Origin of the sequence: Phytohabitans rumicis (assembly GCF_011764445.1) — a bacterium.
Lineage (GTDB): Bacteria > Actinomycetota > Actinomycetes > Mycobacteriales > Micromonosporaceae > Phytohabitans > Phytohabitans rumicis.
The window spans coordinates 1,387,413-1,403,615 of the sequence record NZ_BLPG01000001.1; the positions used below are offsets into that span (position 1 = coordinate 1,387,413).

The 16,203-nt window shown below is 67.9% G+C and carries 13 protein-coding genes and 2 pseudogenes; 8 read left to right on the forward strand and 7 right to left on the reverse strand.

Annotation, left to right across the window (positions count from 1 at the left end; all coding sequences use genetic code 11):
• Positions 1-22 precede the first annotated feature (22 nt).
• From Prum_RS05640 to Prum_RS05645, 3 genes and pseudogenes are all read right to left on the reverse strand, one after another.
• Positions 23-4,183: a tetratricopeptide repeat protein gene (locus tag Prum_RS05640; protein ID WP_246277671.1), complete on the reverse strand. Its 4,161-nt coding sequence runs from the start codon at positions 4,181-4,183 to the stop codon at positions 23-25.
• A gap of 21 nt (positions 4,184-4,204) precedes the next feature.
• Positions 4,205-4,516, reverse strand: a pseudogene (locus tag Prum_RS54930) (toll/interleukin-1 receptor domain-containing protein); the annotation flags it as partial.
• 354 nt (positions 4,517-4,870) lie between these two features.
• Complete coding sequence (locus Prum_RS05645; protein WP_173074558.1) at positions 4,871-5,407, reverse strand: hypothetical protein; 537 nt, start codon at positions 5,405-5,407, stop codon at positions 4,871-4,873.
• Between the two features lie 1,602 nt (positions 5,408-7,009).
• Here Prum_RS05645 and Prum_RS05650 point away from each other — a divergent pair.
• The 5 genes from Prum_RS05650 (at position 7,010) to Prum_RS05670 (ending at position 11,222) form a co-directional block, all read left to right on the forward strand.
• Positions 7,010-7,657: a DUF2637 domain-containing protein gene (locus Prum_RS05650; protein WP_246277672.1), complete on the forward strand. Its 648-nt coding sequence runs from the start codon at positions 7,010-7,012 to the stop codon at positions 7,655-7,657.
• Complete coding sequence (locus Prum_RS05655; RefSeq protein ID WP_173074560.1) at positions 7,654-7,842, forward strand: hypothetical protein; 189 nt, start codon at positions 7,654-7,656, stop codon at positions 7,840-7,842. The genes Prum_RS05650 and Prum_RS05655 overlap by 4 nt, the downstream gene beginning before the upstream one ends.
• Positions 7,843-8,095: 253 nt before the next feature.
• The gene (locus Prum_RS05660) at positions 8,096-9,886 is read left to right on the forward strand and encodes a recombinase family protein (protein WP_173074562.1); all 1,791 of its coding nucleotides are present in this window, start codon (positions 8,096-8,098) and stop codon (positions 9,884-9,886) included.
• Between the two features lie 251 nt (positions 9,887-10,137).
• Positions 10,138-10,401: a WD40 repeat domain-containing protein gene (locus tag Prum_RS48780; RefSeq protein WP_178132638.1), complete on the forward strand. Its 264-nt coding sequence runs from the start codon at positions 10,138-10,140 to the stop codon at positions 10,399-10,401.
• A gap of 380 nt (positions 10,402-10,781) precedes the next feature.
• Positions 10,782-11,222 carry an IclR family transcriptional regulator gene (locus Prum_RS05670; RefSeq protein WP_218577080.1) on the forward strand — a complete coding sequence of 147 codons (441 nt, stop codon included), beginning with the start codon at positions 10,782-10,784 and terminating at the stop codon, positions 11,220-11,222.
• A 15-nt stretch (positions 11,223-11,237) separates the two neighbouring features.
• On the opposite strand, the gene Prum_RS05675 is transcribed toward Prum_RS05670, so the two are convergent.
• Positions 11,238-12,764, reverse strand: coding sequence for an MFS transporter (locus Prum_RS05675; protein ID WP_173074566.1), 1,527 nt, complete (start codon positions 12,762-12,764; stop codon positions 11,238-11,240).
• A 162-nt stretch (positions 12,765-12,926) separates the two neighbouring features.
• Between Prum_RS05675 and Prum_RS05680 the strand changes: the two genes are divergently transcribed.
• A complete protein-coding gene (locus tag Prum_RS05680; RefSeq protein ID WP_173074568.1) occupies positions 12,927-13,535 on the forward strand; it encodes a TetR/AcrR family transcriptional regulator in 609 nt (202 codons plus the stop codon).
• A gap of 52 nt (positions 13,536-13,587) precedes the next feature.
• Here the strand turns inward: Prum_RS05680 and Prum_RS05685 are convergent, their stop codons facing one another.
• Positions 13,588-14,067 (reverse strand): MarR family winged helix-turn-helix transcriptional regulator, encoded by a 480-nt coding sequence (locus Prum_RS05685; RefSeq protein WP_173074570.1) that lies wholly within the window; start codon positions 14,065-14,067, stop codon positions 13,588-13,590.
• 112 nt (positions 14,068-14,179) lie between these two features.
• Between Prum_RS05685 and Prum_RS05690 the strand changes: the two genes are divergently transcribed.
• On the forward strand, positions 14,180-14,923 hold the full coding sequence (locus Prum_RS05690) for an SDR family NAD(P)-dependent oxidoreductase (protein WP_173074571.1): 744 nt from the start codon (positions 14,180-14,182) through the stop codon (positions 14,921-14,923).
• 50 nt (positions 14,924-14,973) lie between these two features.
• A complete protein-coding gene (locus Prum_RS05695) occupies positions 14,974-15,393 on the forward strand; it encodes a DUF6069 family protein (protein ID WP_173074573.1) in 420 nt (139 codons plus the stop codon).
• 227 nt (positions 15,394-15,620) lie between these two features.
• Here the strand turns inward: Prum_RS05695 and Prum_RS54935 are convergent.
• Positions 15,621-15,762 (reverse strand): annotated as a pseudogene (locus tag Prum_RS54935) (transposase domain-containing protein); the annotation flags it as partial.
• Between the two features lie 89 nt (positions 15,763-15,851).
• A complete protein-coding gene (locus Prum_RS05700; RefSeq protein ID WP_173083440.1) occupies positions 15,852-16,172 on the reverse strand; it encodes a trimeric intracellular cation channel family protein in 321 nt (106 codons plus the stop codon).
• Between the last annotated feature and the right edge of the window lie 31 nt (positions 16,173-16,203).

Consider the following 16,203-nt stretch of genomic DNA (forward strand, 5'->3'; position numbering starts at 1 on the left):
GGTTCACAAGTTCGGTTGTGCTCTACGTGGTAGGGGTTTCAAGACGCTGTCGGAGGATGCTCAGGTCGCGTTGGGCTTCGGCGTTGCCGGGATCGGCCTGCGCCAACCGCTGCGCGATGGCCAAGCTGTCCCGGTGGAACCGTTCGGCCTGTTCGGTGTCCCCGACGGCCTGGCTCAGGTCCCCGAGATTGTTGTAGGAGATGCTCAGGTCGCGTTGGGCTTGGGCGTTGCCGGGATCGGCCTGCGCCAACCGCTGCGCGATGGCCAGGCTGTCGCGGTAGAACTGTTCGGCTTGCTCGGTGTCCCCGACGGCCTGGCTCAGGTCCCCGAGCTTGTTGTAGGAGACGCTCAGGTCGCGTTGGGCTTGGGCGTTGCCGGGATCGGCCTGCGCCAACCGCTGCGCGATGGCCAGATCGTCGCGGTAGAACCGTTCGGCTTGCTCGGTGTCCCCGACGGCCTGGCTCAGGTCCCCGAGCTTGTTGTAGGAGACGCTCAGGTCGCGTTGGGCTTCGGCGTTGCCGGGATCGGCCTGCGCCAACCGTTCGCGGATGGCCAGGCTGTCGCGGTGGAACCGTTCGGCCTGCTTGGTGTCCCCGACGGCCTGGCTCAGGTTCCCGAGCCGTTCGTAGGAGATGCCCAGGTCGCGTTGAGCTTCGGCGTTGCCGGGATCGGCCTGCGCCAACCGTTCGCGGATGGCCAGGCTGTCCCGGTAGAACCGTTCGGCCTGTTCGGTGTCCCCGACGGCCCGGCTCAGGTCCCCGAGCTTGTTGTAGGCGATGCTCAGGTCGCGTTGGGCTTCGGCGTTGCCGGGATCGGCCTGCGCCAACCGCTGCGCGATGGCCAGGCTGTCCCGGTGGAACCGTTCGGCCTGCTTGGTGTCCCCGACGGCCTGGCTCAGGTTCCCGAGCCGTTCGTAGGAGATGCTCAGGTCGCGTTGAGCTTGCGCGTTGCCGGGATCGGCCTGCGCCAACCGTTCGCGGATGGCCAGGCCGTCGCGGTAGAACCGTTCGGCCTGCTCGGTGTCCCCGACGGCCTGGCTCAGGTCCCCGAGCCGTTCGTAGGAGATGCCCAGGTCGCGTTGAGCTTCGGCGTTGCCGGGATCGGCCTGCGCAAACCGTTCGCGGATGGCCAGGCTGTCCCGGTAGAACCGTTCGGCCTGCTCAGTGTCCCCGACGGCCTGGCTCAGGAGCCCGAGCCGTTCGTAGGAGATGCCCAGGTCGCGTTGAGCTTCGGCGTTGCCGGGATCGGCCTGCGCAAACCGTTCGCGGATGGCCAGGCTGTCCCGGTAGAACCGTTCGGCCTGCTCGGTGTCCCCGACGGCCTGGCTCAGGTCCCCGAGCCGTTCGTAGGAGATGCCCAGGTCGCGTTGGGCTTGGGCGTTGCCGGGATCGGCCTGGACGCGTTCTTCGACAAGTTGGAGGGCCGACCGGTAGCGAGTAATGGCGGCGTCGATGTTGCCGGTGTTGAGCAGCGCCTGCGCTTCCCGGTCGACTATGGCCAGATAGTTGGGGTGGCCGGTCGGGACTGTTGGTGCCACCTGTCCGAGCAGCGCGGCCGTCGCCAGCATTCCGATGCCCGAATCGGCGGCGGCCAGCGCGAGGCTAGTGAGGTCGTCGTATCGACGGTTGGCGGCCAGGTGCCTGCATGCCTCGGTGAGGTCCTCGAACTGCCACCGGCCGCTACGGATCCGCTCATAGCGCATGGTGAAGGCGCGGTCGTGCCGTTCGGTCAAGCCGTCGCCGTGGTAGGGCTGCAGCGCGTCGGCGACCCAGGCGTGCACCGTGACCTGCTGTTTCGGGGCTGGTGAGAGCAGGGTGAGGGCGAGCAGGCGTTGCACGTCGGCAGCCACCCGCTGATGTTGCGCCGCGTCGGGTTCCTCGCCGTGGACGGCGACCGCCAGGTCGTCGAGGCTGAGCGAGATGGTGGACACGCTTGCCTGCAGCAACACTTCCCGCTGCTGGTCGGTGAGCAGGTCCAGCAGTTCGGTCAGGACGATGTCCCGGCTGCCGAGCAACACCGCACGGTCCACAGCGTCGGGCACGGTCGGGGCGTTGCGGTCGATGCCTTCAACGGCGGCCAGGTGCCGCAGCTTCGCGGTGACCTCGCGCAGGCTGCCGCGGCCGTGACGCAGCAACGCGTCCACGAACTCGATCAGCCGCGGGTGCCCGCCTATCGTCGCGATGATCGTGGCCCGATCCTCGACGTTGAGGTCGCGTAGCTGGGGCATGCGCAGCAACATGCGCCGCAACTCAGCCGGGCTCAACGGCGGCAGATCCACTCCGACCAGGTCCGGCTCGCCGGGCAGCGGATAGCGGCACGTCACCAGCAGCTTGCCGGTCTGCGCCACCTGAGCCAGCCAAGTGAACGTGTCCGCGAAGCCCGGATCGATCCACTCCTCGCCGCCGCTGGTCAGGTTCTGCTCGAAGTCATCGAACAGCAACAGCAGCTTGGTCTGGGCCAGCATCCGCCCGACTAGGCCGAGCTTGGCGGTGTCGTCGACCTCGACGTCGTTCAACGCCTGGGCGTACTGGGGCGCGTCCGTAGCCTGGAGCGCTTCGGCGACGCCGGAGAACAATTGCGGTGGGCTCCACACACCGTCGTGCACCACGCTCAGCCAGCCGTCCTCGCGTAGCCGGTGCACGATCCGCCCGGCCACCGCGGTCTTGCCGATCCCGCCGATCCCGGTCAACACCACCCCACCCGCAGCACCGTACGCATCCACCGCCTTGCGGGTGCCGCGCAGCACCCCCAACCCGGTCCGCAACGGCGCCCGCCGACCGATCAAATAGCCGACCGGCAACTCCCGCACGCTGCGCCCGCCCGGGGGCAGGGTCGGTTGGGACAGCGGCTGCGGCGGCAGCGACGAGGTCCGCAAGGGTGGATCACCTGCGGCGGCGATCAAGGTGGGCACCCCGTACTCCGGGCGCCCCGCAGGCTGGCCGGCCGTGATCGCGGTCAGGCGTCGCTCCTCAACCTCGCGCCGCGCCCGCGCCAACGCGGCGCCCACGCCGCTGTCCGGGTCGCCGGCCAGCACCTGATAGAACACCCCGGCCAGGTCGGTGGCGTACCGGTCAGACACCGCCGCCTGCATCGCTACCACCCGGTCCGCGCCCTCCCGCACCAACCGGGCCGCCAACCCGTGCAGCCCAGCACCTGCACCCGAACAGGTCGACAACACGATCAACGGCAACGGCCGACCCGCCGACTTCAACGCCGCCACCAACTCTTCAGCCGGCACCAGGTGGGCGTTGCCGTCCTCGTCCTCCAACTCCACCGTGCTGGCAGTGCCGTGCGCCGACAGATGCAACACGTGATACTGGTCCGCCGCCAACGCCGCCCGGACCTGCCCCAGCCCACCAACCTCCAGAATCTTCACCTGCGCATCCCGGCGCCGCTCCAACGGCGTCAGCGCCTCCAAGATGGCCTGCATCTCCGCCTCAACATCCAACGGCGGACTCGGCGTACTCGTCTGCTCCGGCGCGGCGACCGCCGCCAACACCTTCAACGGCCCCGCCAGCGAACCGGTAGCAGCCCGATCGATGCCCTCGATCCGGCGGGACACCCGCACCGTCGGGCAAGTCACCAACGCCCGCCCATCCGGCAACCGCAACAACTCCAACGGCAGCCACAACGCGCCTTCGCCGCACACCACCTCGACGTCCACCACCGTGCCCCACGCCGAATGATCAATCAGCCGCACCAACTCCCGCCCGGCATCCGGCTCAAACATCGCCTCCCACAGCCTGCGCCCGGCCTCAGCCAACCGAGCCTCTGCTGCCTGCGGATCCGAGCCGAGTTCATCCCACACCCCGTCCAACCTGGGCGGCACCGGCGCGGTTCGCTCACCCAGCACGGCCCCGGCCAACTCCACCACGGTCGACAGCCCGGCCGCGGAAACATCGACCCGCACGCTCACCGCCTGCCGCACCCCCACCAACGAGAACCCGCCATCGGCCGCCGCGGTCCGCCGGCCAAGTACCGGAACCGGACCCACCGGCGGCGTCTCGTCCAACGGCTGCCCGGTCAACACCCGCAACAACGACTCCGCGCCCGCCACCGTCAACTCGGTCACCGGAAAACGACTCGCCGCGTACGGCTGCAAGAACAACGGGATCTCGTCCACGCTCCGGCCCGGCAGGACCACCGGCATGACCTTGCGCTCCCACACCGGCCGATCGGCCATCAACCGATCCCGCAACAAACCAGCCTCGTACTGAACACCGCGACCATCATCAGCGGCAGCCTGGGCACCCGCCCGCCGCCGATACGCGAGCGACGCCACCACCACCACAAAATCCGCGCGATCGATCTGATCTTCCATCCACGCCGACCAATCACGCCGTACCGACGCCGCAGGAAGATCCAACCGCGCGTCGATACCGTTCCGCCGAAGGAACAGCCAGAACTGGCGCACCAACTCCACATGATCAGCATCGTCCTGCGCATACGAGACAAACACCCGCACCGGAGCAACCACCGACACATCCCACCCCACCCCGACCGTGATGTCACCCATCACCCCCGCCGCTGCGGAAACCCGACACAAATCGGCCACCTTGCAAGGCAAGATCACAAATAGTGAGAACCGAATGAAGACGGATGATCACTATCCCACCTGCGTAGCCCCGTTTCCGGCGAACGAGATGATGATTAGCGACAGCCACCCCGGTGCCTGGCGCCCGTCAGCCCTTCGGCAGGGCGGCGATGGAACGCGGACGGAAGCGGTGCCGCCCGTCACAGCGGCCCGTCCGGCACCGCGACGCTTACCGGTCGGACTGCCACGGCCGTGACACGCCCCGTGTCGCACTAGGGAATGCGATCACGCAGCGACGGGGCCGGGAATCGTTCCCGGCCCCGTGCATCCGTTTCGTTACTCCGCAGCGGCAGCGGCATCGCCCGGGGCCGTCGCCTTGTTGGCGGGGGCGGTGTAGCGCATCGGTGCATCGTTGGTCAGCACGGCTCCACCGTTGACGACCAATTTGGCCAGGGCGTTGCCCACAGCGCCGGACGAGCGGCTCAGTTCCCTGGCGATGGTGCCCGCGTTGAACTCGTGCCCGGGGTGCGCGTTGAGGAAGTCGCGGACCAGGTCCGCGAGTTGGCCTTTGCCGAGGGTCGGGGAACCGTCGCCGTTGGTGCCGAGCGCGGTGGACACGGTGCGGCGGGTGTTGACCCCGGTACGGCGCGGCATCGGACGCTGGCATGTTGGGCACACCTCACGCACCGCCGCAACGGACAGGTCCACGGCGGACAGATCCGCCTCGCCACGCAGCCACACCTCCACTCCCGTTTCGTCGCCCTCGACAGGCGGCATACGCACGGCGGCATCGGCAGCTTCCATCGCACCGAGCACCCGACCGACGATGGCGGCACGCAGCCCGGACTCGTCCACCACGGTCGCGGCGGACACGCCCTCGGGTGGTCACCGAGTACACCGGCCACCATGACGACCTTCATGTAGTCGGCGCTCGTCGCCGGTGTACCGGAGGTCGGGGCACCTGACACCGGCACGGCGGACACGGGCGCGGCGGCCGGGGTCACGTCAATGTTCGTAGGCGTGTCGGCCTCCGGGGTTGCGGTGGTGGCCGCCTCGGCCGGGGTCGGGTCAGCGGTGGTGTCCAGGGCGACGGCGGGCTCGGTCGCGGCGGCGGGCTTGCGGGTGCGGCGGCTGGTCGTGGTCATGGCGAATTACCTCCCGAAGGAAATGGCAGGAAATCCGGTCCGAAAAGTGCGCAGGACGCGCATTGTGATTCCGGTCCCGGTGGCCGCTATTTCGGCCCCACGTCCATGGACGCTCTGCACCAGGGGTTTGTCAACGCCGGTTTTCAAGACTCTTTCTCGGTGTCGATTCACGACTCTCAGCGCATCGCGGCCGCGGCTGTGTGGGTATCGGGCACGACCAAGGGGGCAAACGTTTGGGCCCTGGTCAGAAGGTCACGCGGTGCGCTTGCCACGCGAAGCGTGCGGGCTCAGTTCGGTGGCCACGCCACCGAACTGAGCAAATCTGGCTGGCCACCACGCGTGATAGGAACTATCAGTCGGCTCCGGTCCGGCAGTCCTCCTCCATGGCACCGACCAGCAGATAGGCCATATTCAAGGGCGCTAGCTGACCCGCATTTTCGTCGCCGTTAGAAATCTCGTTAGAACACTCGTTAGGTGGCTCGTTAGAACACGCGCCCCGAGCGTTCATAGAGACCGGTGAAGGTGACAGAGCCCTGGGCCTGCGGGACCCTCGCCGGCGCAGCCACCGACCGGCGGCTTGGGCCCGGGCTGGAGGGCGCCTCAACGCGCTGGGTCCGTCTCGTCCTCGTTTCGTACGGTCAAGAGCCGCGGCCCACGTCAGCCTCGTGTCAGGGCAATACGTTCCGCAAGGAGCCTTGCGGCGATGGCACCAGCCCGGGTACGTACGGAGGAACCAGCAGTGATCTCGGTGCCGACCGACGGGGCCGTCCTCCTCACTGGAGATCGAGCATGGCCTGGGCGGACGGGTGTCAGCGCCGTCGGCGGGTTCGGTCGGCAACCCTGCATGGTGAACGAGTCCCTCATCAAGGGAAGTCAAATTCGAGGACCGAATTGGAAAACCCACCGAGGTTGATCTGCGGCATCGTGTTCAACCCGCCTGTCGAGGCGTTCACCCCTCCACGTACGCAGATGCTCGTGTTCAACCTGACGAACGTCAAGATCTACGCCATTCGCTTGATGCCAGATCTACCGAGAGCGCGTACACCCCTGTGACCTGCGTGTTCAACCCCATCTCGATCTTGTTCAACGTTGGCGAAGTGACCATTGCGGAGCACGAGCGGCCCCGGCGAGTTCCAATCCGGCCCCTCGTTTTGACTTCCCTTAATGTCAGCGCCTTCAAGCGGGATACGGCCAACAGCCCATGCCGCAGACTCACCCAACGACCACCAGCTCCAGCTTCACGCCGGTTCCGGCGGCCGTACCGGAGGCCCAGGAATCCGTGACACGCAGGGCCTTGCCGGTGCCCGCTCGTCGTGAAGCAGCACGTGTCATGTACCGCGAGAGCCTTGCCGCAGCCGAACCGCTCACCGATCAGCAACTCGGCGCAGCATTCGGGCTCAGTGACCGGTGGGGCCGCGATCGGATCGCGGAAGTACGTGCCGAGCTTGCCGAGCAGCGTGCCGAACCTGCCGATCTTGCCAATGGCATCGACGATCACGTCGAACCGGCGGCGATGCCGCAGCCACAACCTCCTTCGCGGCCAAACTCGGTACCCGCCGCTCCGGCCGAGACCTTGTCACAGCTCACCCGCGTCCGCTGGGCAGTACGGGCCACGCTGTCTCTTGCCGTCGCGTCCTCCACGGCAGCGAACATCCTGCATGCCCAGGACAACCTGATCAGCCAGGCCATCGCAGCTTGGCCGCCGCTAGCGCTGCTGGCCGCGATCGAGCTGATCTCCCGCGTGCCAGTGCACCGCAGGTCGCTCGCCGCGCTGCGGATGGTAGCCACCGCCGCTATCGCTGCCATCGCCGCATGGGTGTCCTACGGCCACATGGTCGAGGTCGTCCGCAGATACGGGGAGATCGGGGCCAGTCCCTTCCTGATCCCATTCACCGTGGACGGGTTGATCGTCTCGGCGTCGATCTGCCTTGTCGAACTCAGTAGCCGAATCCGCACCGCGACCGGGGCTTCGCAATGACCGAGCCCTCGACGCCGAACGCGCCGATGTCGTGCACGCCATCCGTCGAGCCGGACCGCAAAGTCCCGTCCACGTTGACGATCAAGTTCGACACCGATGCGCCGGTTCTCACTCCGGGCGCTTCCCGAGCGCTACTCGGGCTGCTGTTGTCCTCGGACCGCCGGGATCTGGTCAAGGACAGCTGACTGCCGGCCAGGGCGTATCGACTCTGACAGCTTCTCGATCGGAGTCGCCCGCCCAACGTAGCCGCGCAGAGGTCGCGGCCAGCACAGGCCGACCCGGCGTTCGGTCTTGATCGCTTCACCCCGGTATGTCTGGATCTGATGGACGTCGCACGGGCCGGCCCGGACACAGGGACGGTGGCCGGCCCGTCGGCGTCCCGATGATCCACACCCGTGTCATGCCGGCGCCTTCACCCGGGAAGGGATCCAGCACGCGATGACGATCGACGTTCCACGGCTTCAGCGTGACGTAGCCAAGCTGGCCTTCGACCCGCCCAACCTCAGATTCGCCTTCTACGGCCGCGTCTCCACCGAAGACAACCAGGATCCCGAAGCATCGAAGAACTGGCAGATCACCCGCGCCAACGCGCTCATCGAGCCGCGCGGCGGGTTGATCGTCGCGCAGTTCTTCGACATCGGCATGTCCAGGTCGCTGCCGTGGAAACGCCGCCCACGAGCCTCGGCTCTGCTCGACGCGCTGGCCGACCCCAACCGAGGCTTCGACGCCGTGGTCATCGGCGAGCCGCAACGAGCCTTCTACGGCAACCAGTACGGGCTGACTATGCCCGTCTTCACCCACTACGGCGTCCAACTCTGGGTACCCGAAGTTGGTGGACCGATCGACCCCGACTCCGAAGCCCATGACCTGATCATGAGCGTGTTCGGCGGGATGTCCAAGGGCGAACGGTCCCGTGTCAAGATCCGCGTCCGTACCGCGATGGCGGCTCAGGCGAAGATCGAGGGGCGCTTCCTCGGCGGCAGGCCACCCTACGGCTACCGCCTCACCGACGCCGGACCGCACCCCAACCCGGCCAAGGCCGCCGACGGCAAGCGCCTCCACAAACTCGAACCCGACCCCGCGACCGGTCCCGTCGTCAAGCGGATCTTCGCGCTGTACCTGTCCGGGTTGGGCATCTTCACCATCGCCGAACGGCTCACCCGCGATGGCATCTCGTCACCATCCGCCGCAGATCCCGGGCGCAACCGCCACCGAACCGGTGAAGGCTGGGCCAAGAGCGCGATCAAAGCCATCCTCGCCAACCCCCGCTACACGGGCCGGCAGGTATGGAACAAGCAACGCAAGGACGAAGTCCTCCTCGACGTCGACGACGTCGCCCTCGGTTACGAGACCCGAATGCGATGGAACGACGCCGACACCTGGGTCTGGTCGGACACTGTCGTCCACGAGCCACTGGTCACCGTCGAGGACTTCGAGGCAGCCCGGCGGATCGCCACGCAGCACGGACGCGACCGCAAGACCCGCCAACGCGTACGCGTACGGCGTGCCTACACGCTGCGCGGCCTCCTCCTGTGCGGTCTGTGCGGCCGGAAGATGCAAGGCCAGTACAGCCACGACGCCGCCTACTACCGCTGCCGCTACCCCGCCGAGTACGCGTTGGCCAACCACGTCCAGCATCCCCGCAACGTGTACCTGCGCGAACAAGACCTCCTACCGCTGCTCGACGAATGGCTCGCGCAAGCCTTCGCACCACAACGCGTCGCCGACACCGTCCGCGAACTCCACACGGCGCAACCCCGGCAAGCCGTACAGGTCAAGCCCGTCGAGGACGACACAGCGGCGGTCATCGCGGCCTGCGACGAGAAACTCGCCCGCTACCGCGCCATCGCAGAGGCCGGCGGCGACCCCGCGACCATCGCCGGATGGATCGCCGAGGTCAACGCCGAGCGCGCCGCGGCCCTCGCCCGCAGACCGGCACCCAAAGTCGAAACGACCAAGATCACCCGACTCAGCGAAACAGACATCGAACGGCTAACACGGACGTTCGACCGGGTCCGCGACATGATCAGGCGGGCAGAAGCCGAAACCAAGGGCGAGGTCTACCGGCAGCTCCGGCTCACACTCACCTACCACCCCGGAAACAACGAAATCCGAGTCGAGGCAAGCCCTGACCCGGATTCCTGTGGGGTTTTGGTACGTGTCCGAGGATCGACCCAAACCGATGCCCAACAAGGGCCCCGTCTGGTTCGGACGATCCCCCTAGCCTAATAGGAACCCTGCCTGGGCAAACGCCATCGCACGATCGCTAGCCCGGGTGACAGCAGGGCCGCCGACATTCTCAGCCCGGACGAACGGGCGAGATGACCCGGCGGCCCTTGCCTTACGGCACGCCACCCAGGTCATCCCGAACCCCTTCGCCCCGTTCCCGCTTCAGGGTGAGGCAACTCGACCAGTTCGGTTCGGCCCTCGTCATGCTGTTGCGCGTTCGCGATGAGCATGACGGCGGCGCTGGAGTGAGCATGGACGGTGCGGGTTGGTGCTCCGCTGTCGCGGTGATGGACGGGCGCACGATCGTCGTCTCCGGCGGTGCCGACAAGACGGTGCGGGTGTGGGACGCGGCGACCGGCGCCCCGGTCGGTGACCCATACACCGGCCACATCGACGAGGTTTGGTCGGCGGCGGTGGGACAGATGGACGGGCGGACCATCGTCGTCTCCGGCGGTGCCGACAAGACGTTGGGGGTTGTGGGTGCTCCGTGGGTGCTCGGATGCAAGCGACCCTAGACGGATTCCACCGCTGGGTTCTGGATTTCGACCACGAGCGACCGCCGACCAGGCGACTACAGCGCGTGACGACCGTGCTGACCTGCTGGTACGCCGCGACCTCTGCTTGGATTTGCGGGCAAGACTTCGGACGAATATGCCTTACGTTCAGTAGTACGGACAAAGGTGCCTAATGAGGATTAAAAGTCCTCAGCTCAGCCGCTGGAGCATAGAAGTGCACCGATCTTTTTGGCCCACCTAGCTACATCTATCTACGAACTTCGATGTGCTGTGTGGTCCTATGTGGACCCGGGGTGCTCCTGGGGTGCTCGTCTGTGCGGAACCGGGCCAGTCCGCAGCCAACGTTCCGCAATCCGGGGGCGTAGGCGCCAGTCGTCCAGGTGGTGTACGTCGCCAAGCTGGGCGGCCACCGCCAGGCCAAGGCGCCATCCCGGTTGGGTGGACGGATGCCCCTGCACGCGACGGCGATCGGTAAGGCCCTTCTGGCACACGCTCCCGACGAGGTACGAGCCCAGGTGCTCAGCGGGCCGCTGACGAGGCTCGCACCACGTACCATCACCGCGCCGCGCGTCCTGGAACAGCAACTCGACAAGATCCTCAAGGAGGGCGTGGCATTCGAGTTCGAGGAGTCCGCTGTCGGCATCGTCTGCGTTGGAGCGCCCATTGTGGACGGTAGCGACGCGGTCGTTGCGGCCGTCAGCGTGACCGGGCCGGCGACCCGATTCCATCCTCGACAGCACGCGGCCTCGGTCCGTGTTGCCGCGGCGGGCATCGCCGCAACCCTGGCCCGGCGCGCCGCCCTCATGGCGCCGGACGACTGAGTCCTGGACGAACGGTCAGGCTAGGTGTACCGGCGCCGGGTCATCGGTCTGCTGCTGGCGGGCGGCGTTGATCGCGGTGACGGTGATGATCAGGGCGACCAGCAGGAACCCGGCGGCCGCGGTGAACGCGACGGTGTAGCCGTGGGTGAGCGCGTCGGCGGCCCGCTGGACGAGGGACATGTCGCCGGTGGCGATGCCTTGGAAGAATGCGGCGTCGGCGCGCGAGAGCTTGTCGTCGGCGGCGCTGGTGGACACGGTGGCCAGGACGGCCAGGCCGACGGCGCCGCCGATCTGCTGTGCGGTGTTGAGGATCGCGGAGGCGATGCCGGTGTCGTTGCGTTCGACGCCGGCGACCGCGCCGAGGGTCATCGGCAGGAAGCTCGCGCCAAGGCCGAGGGCGGTGACGAACATGGCCGGCATCAAGTGCGTCGCGTAGGACGATGTCGGTTCGAGCAGGCTGAACCAGACCATGCCGGCGGCGGCGATAAGGCCGGGGCCGGCCAGCAGCCGGGGCGGGAAACGGCCGACGAGCCGGGAGCCGAGACCGGCCGCCAGGCCCATGCCCAGGCTGAACGGCAGGTAAGCGAAGCCTGCGCGGACCGGGCTGTAGCCCTTGACCTGCTGCATGTAGAGCGACAGGAAGTAGAACGTGGCGAACATGGCCGCGCCGATGAACAGCATGGTGGCGTACGAACCGGCCCGGTTACGGTTGCGCAGTAGCCGCAGGGGTAGCAGCGGGCGCCGGGTACGGGTCTGGATCCGCAGGAACGTCACCAGCAGAATGGCCGCGATGGCGAACATGCCGAGTGTGACCTTGTCGTCCCAGCCGCGGGCGCCGCCCTGGGTGATGGCGTAGACCAGGGCGGTCAGGCCGCCGGTGCCGGTGATCGCGCCACGCACGTCCAGCTCGCCGTGCACCTTCTCGCCGCTGGCCAGCAGCCGGGTACCGAGAAGCACAGCCAGGCCGATCGGCACGTTGACGAACATCACCCAGCGCCAGCTCAGATAATCGGTGAGCACCCCACCCAATAGCAGCCCGACCGTCGAGCCGAGCCCGGCCATCGCGGCGTAGACGCCCATCGCCCGGTTCCGCGGCGGCCCCTCGGCGAACGTGGTGGCGATCAGGGACAGCGCCGTGGGGGCGATGACGGCCGCACCGAGGCCCTGCAGCACCCGGGCGGAGATGAGCAGTTCGGTGTTCGGGGCCAAGCCGCCGAGCAGCGAGGCGGCGATGAACACCACCAAGCCGAGGCGGAACATCCGCCGCCGGCCATAGAGGTCGCCCGCCCGGCCGCCCAGCAGCAGCAACCCGCCGAAGGCCAGCACGTAGGAGTTGACGACCCACGACAGGCCCGAGGCCGACACCTCGAGGTCCTTCTGGATGCTCGGCAGCGCGATGTTCGTGATCGTGCCGTCCAACACCACCATCAGCTGCGCGGCCGCGATGACGGTCAGCGCGAGCGCGGGATGGGCCGAGGGCCGGATGGTGGGCGCGGGGGCACCTGGCGAGTCCAGGCGCGCAGCTTGCGAGTCTGTCGACATCCGATCTCCAAATTTTCGACAGGGCCGGGGGTCTCCGACAATATCTCAACAACTGTCTACTTTTTTGGAAGGGTCGGTGTCGGTGGTCACCAGCGCCCCTCACCAGGGGTTACCGGGGATCGACTCGGTACGATCGGACTGCCGACGTACGGAGGTGCAGACATGACCCGGGCCGCTACGCCGGCGCCGGTCGCCGACGGCGAACCGCCGCCGCAAGGCGAGCGCAAGGGCGAACGCACCCGCCGGCGCATCTTGGAAACCGCCCGACGGCTGTTCGCCGAGTTCGGCTACGAGCGCGCCACCATTCGCGCCATCGCCGCCGCGGCCGAGGTCGACAAGTCGTCGATCCTGCAGTATTTCGGCAGCAAGCAGGAACTCTTCCGCGCGGCCGTGCACTGGCACATCCCCATCGAGGAAATGACCACCGACGACCCCGTCCAGACCGTGCACAACCTCATGCACGGCATGCTGACCAGCTGGGCCGCCGACCCCAACAGCCCCATGGCGGTGCTCCTGCGCGCCAGCATGACCAGCGAAGAGGCCGCCGAGCTCCTACGGCACCACATCACCGCCGAGATCGTCGACCCGGTCGCCGCCACCCTCGACGATCCCGACGCCCACCTGCGCGCCGCCCTGTCCGGCGCCATGATGATGGGCATTGCCGCCCAGCGCTACCTGCTGAAGATGCCGTACGTCGCCGACGTGGACCTCGACGACATCCTTCGCCTGGCCGGACCCGCAATCCGGGCCGTCATCGTCCCGGCAGCCTGACCGGAGCGGCCAGGACGTCAGACATGTCACGCCGCTCGGCAGCAGCGCCGCGCTACTGAGATTCCTGCCGTGTCGGGTCGGCCGCGGGAGCCTCGGGGTCGCCGAAGATGGCCGGCACGTGTTCGGTCAGGATGATGCTGAAGGCGGTGTCCTCGAACTGTCGCTGGTCGTCGGCGGGCAGGTGTGCGACGACACGCTGGAGGTTGTCGGTCACTTCGGCGAAGAACGCCTCGGTGATCTCTTTGCCGCGCGGGGTGAGGGCGACCATCACCGCACGCCGGTCGTGCCGGGTCGTCTCGCGGCGCAGCAGCCCGCGTCGTTCGATGCGGTCGACCAGGCCGGTGAGTCCGGGCCGCTCCAGGCCGAGCATGTGGGTGAGCTCGGTCATGCCACGCGGCTGGTCCTTGATGACGCACATCAGCTGGGCCTGCGCCGGGCTGAGGTCGTGCCGGCCGCATACCTGCGCGTAGAGGCGCTGCACCAGGAACGACAGTCGTACGAGCGCCGCGGAGATGCCCCGGTTGTCCGCCACGGTTCCATCCCCTCGTCGGTGTGATCTGACGATCTTACCTTGCACAACTTCGCGCCGCGAAGTAAATTAATTCGCGGCACGAAGTTTCGATGGGCATCTGCAAGGGAGCACCATGACCACTCTCAACGGCACCGAGCTCAAGGCACACGACACGCTGGTGGTGGGCGGCACCGGCAACGTCGGCTACTTCCTGGTGGACGGCTTCCTACGGGCCGGCGCCCGCGTCCTCGTCCCGTCGCGGTCCCAGGCGAACCTGGACCGGTTGCGATCACGCCTCGGTCCCGCGGCGGCGCAGCGCCTCGTGCCGGTCCTCGGCGACATCGGCACCGCCGACGGCGCCGCCCGGATCCAGGCACGGGTGGGGGAGCTGACCGGCGAGCTGTACGCGGTCGCGGCCGCCCCGGCGAGCTGGCACCAGACCGCCTCGATGCTCCAGGCCGGCTTCGCGGACTTCAAGCACGTGATCGAGACCAGGCTGTACCCGCACTACCTCGCGGCCGAGGCGCTCCTGCCACTGATCGCCACCGCCGGCTCCTACACGACGATCAACGGCCCGGCCGGCTTCATCAGCCCACCACCACCCGGCATCGGCGCGATCGCGGTCGCCGCAGCAGCGCAGAACAAGCTCATCGAGGCCATCGCGGCCGAGACCGCCGGACGACCCCGGGTCAACGACGTCGTGATGAAAGCCTTCCTCGGCCCGCGCGGCACCCGCCCCGGCTCCCCGCTGACCGGCGAGCAGGTCGGCGACTACCTCGCCGCGCTCGCCGCGAACGGGACGGGCGTGCACAACCGCACCCTCCAACTGCACGATCCCCGCCAGGTCGACCAAGCCCTGTCCGGGACCTTCGCCTAAGCAGCAGCCAGCCGGCATCGAACCTACGTCACCAGCGAAAGGCTCCGATCATGAGCAGCAGCCAGCAGACCGCCGTCCACACCCAGCGCGGTACGGCGTCAGAGCTCGTCCGGATCGGCGCGGCGACCGCCGCGGCAGTGGTCGTCAATCTCCTCATCCTGTGGGCGGGATCCGCCGCCGGGGCATCCCTGGAGATCGACGCACCCTACGACCTCAACGCGGCAGCGGTAGCACTGTCCACCGCCATGCCGATGCTCGCCGCAAGCGCCCTCGTCGTACTCCTGGCACGCCGCTACCCGGCCGCGCGCCGCTGGTTCGCGTGGGCAGGAGCCGCCTTCGCCCTTCTCACCGCGGCGATGCCCTTCACCGTCGCCGAAGACACCGCCACCGCCGTCACCCTCGCGCTGATGCACCTCGTGGCCGGCACCGCATGGCTCACCGCGATCATGCCACGACCCACCACCCGCTGAGCGGACCCGCCCTCAGTTTCGCGGCCGCCCGCGCGGCCCGGCCGCAGCGCCGGCAGGACGACGCGGGTTCACGGACCGGACCGACGAACAATGGCGCAGCCGTGCCGTCCGGGGCGGGGATGGCGACAGCTCATGCGGTCGCTGCGGTGCTGCCGCCGTGGTAAGCGACACCCGGTGGCCGGAGTGGGCGGCGACTCGGACCCGCCCCGCTACGAGCGTTGGCAGCCGGCCAGTATCAGGTACACCACTACCCGAGCCGGCGGCAGCCGGACCCGCTGCTGGACCCGGCGGGTCGCGGCGAGGAACCCTATCGACCATCTCGAACGGTATGAGTTGGGTCAACTCGCCCAGATGACCCGGCGCGAACACCCGCGGCTACTGTCACCGTACGGATTATGGCAATCTGATCGGCCAAGCGGAGTTCCTGGTTCTTGGGGTTGTCTTGGAGTGACAAATCCCTATACCGGAACTCCGCTTCCTACGCAGAACAGGCCGAGCCCGGCGGCGTCGAAGACGAGCACCGTGAAGGCCAGCCGCTGCACGACGGGGTGGACGAAGAACGTCACCACCACGGCGATCAGCGGGATGATCAGGTAGTTGGCGTTCGTGAACGCGGCCGGCGGCGTGTCGCCGATGATCAGGTCACGCAGGATGCCGCCGCCGAGCGCCGTCAGCATGGCCAGGACCACGATTCCGACGACGTCGAAACCCTTGTGGATGGCCATCAGGGCGCCCGACGTGGCGAACACGTAGAGGCCGGCAACTTCGAGAAGGTTGATGCCGTGTCCGCTGACATTCCCATGGTGTTAC

What these genes read in the sequence shown, in the direction of transcription:
- Prum_RS05640 (WP_246277671.1), bottom strand. Translation starts at nt 4,183, where the DNA reads ATGGCCGATCGGCCGGTGTGGGAGCGCAAGGTCATGCCGGTGGTCCTG.
- Prum_RS05680 (WP_173074568.1), top strand. Translation starts at nt 12,927, where the DNA reads ATGACCCGGGCCGCTACGCCGGCGCCGGTCGCCGACGGCGAACCGCCG.
- Prum_RS05650 (WP_246277672.1), top strand. Translation starts at nt 7,010, where the DNA reads ATGTACCGCGAGAGCCTTGCCGCAGCCGAACCGCTCACCGATCAGCAA.
- Prum_RS05675 (WP_173074566.1), bottom strand. Translation starts at nt 12,764, where the DNA reads ATGTCGACAGACTCGCAAGCTGCGCGCCTGGACTCGCCAGGTGCCCCC.
- Prum_RS05695 (WP_173074573.1), top strand. Translation starts at nt 14,974, where the DNA reads ATGAGCAGCAGCCAGCAGACCGCCGTCCACACCCAGCGCGGTACGGCG.
- Prum_RS05660 (WP_173074562.1), top strand. Translation starts at nt 8,096, where the DNA reads ATGACGATCGACGTTCCACGGCTTCAGCGTGACGTAGCCAAGCTGGCC.
- Prum_RS48780 (WP_178132638.1), top strand. Translation starts at nt 10,138, where the DNA reads ATGGACGGTGCGGGTTGGTGCTCCGCTGTCGCGGTGATGGACGGGCGC.
- Prum_RS05655 (WP_173074560.1), top strand. Translation starts at nt 7,654, where the DNA reads ATGACCGAGCCCTCGACGCCGAACGCGCCGATGTCGTGCACGCCATCC.
- Prum_RS05690 (WP_173074571.1), top strand. Translation starts at nt 14,180, where the DNA reads ATGACCACTCTCAACGGCACCGAGCTCAAGGCACACGACACGCTGGTG.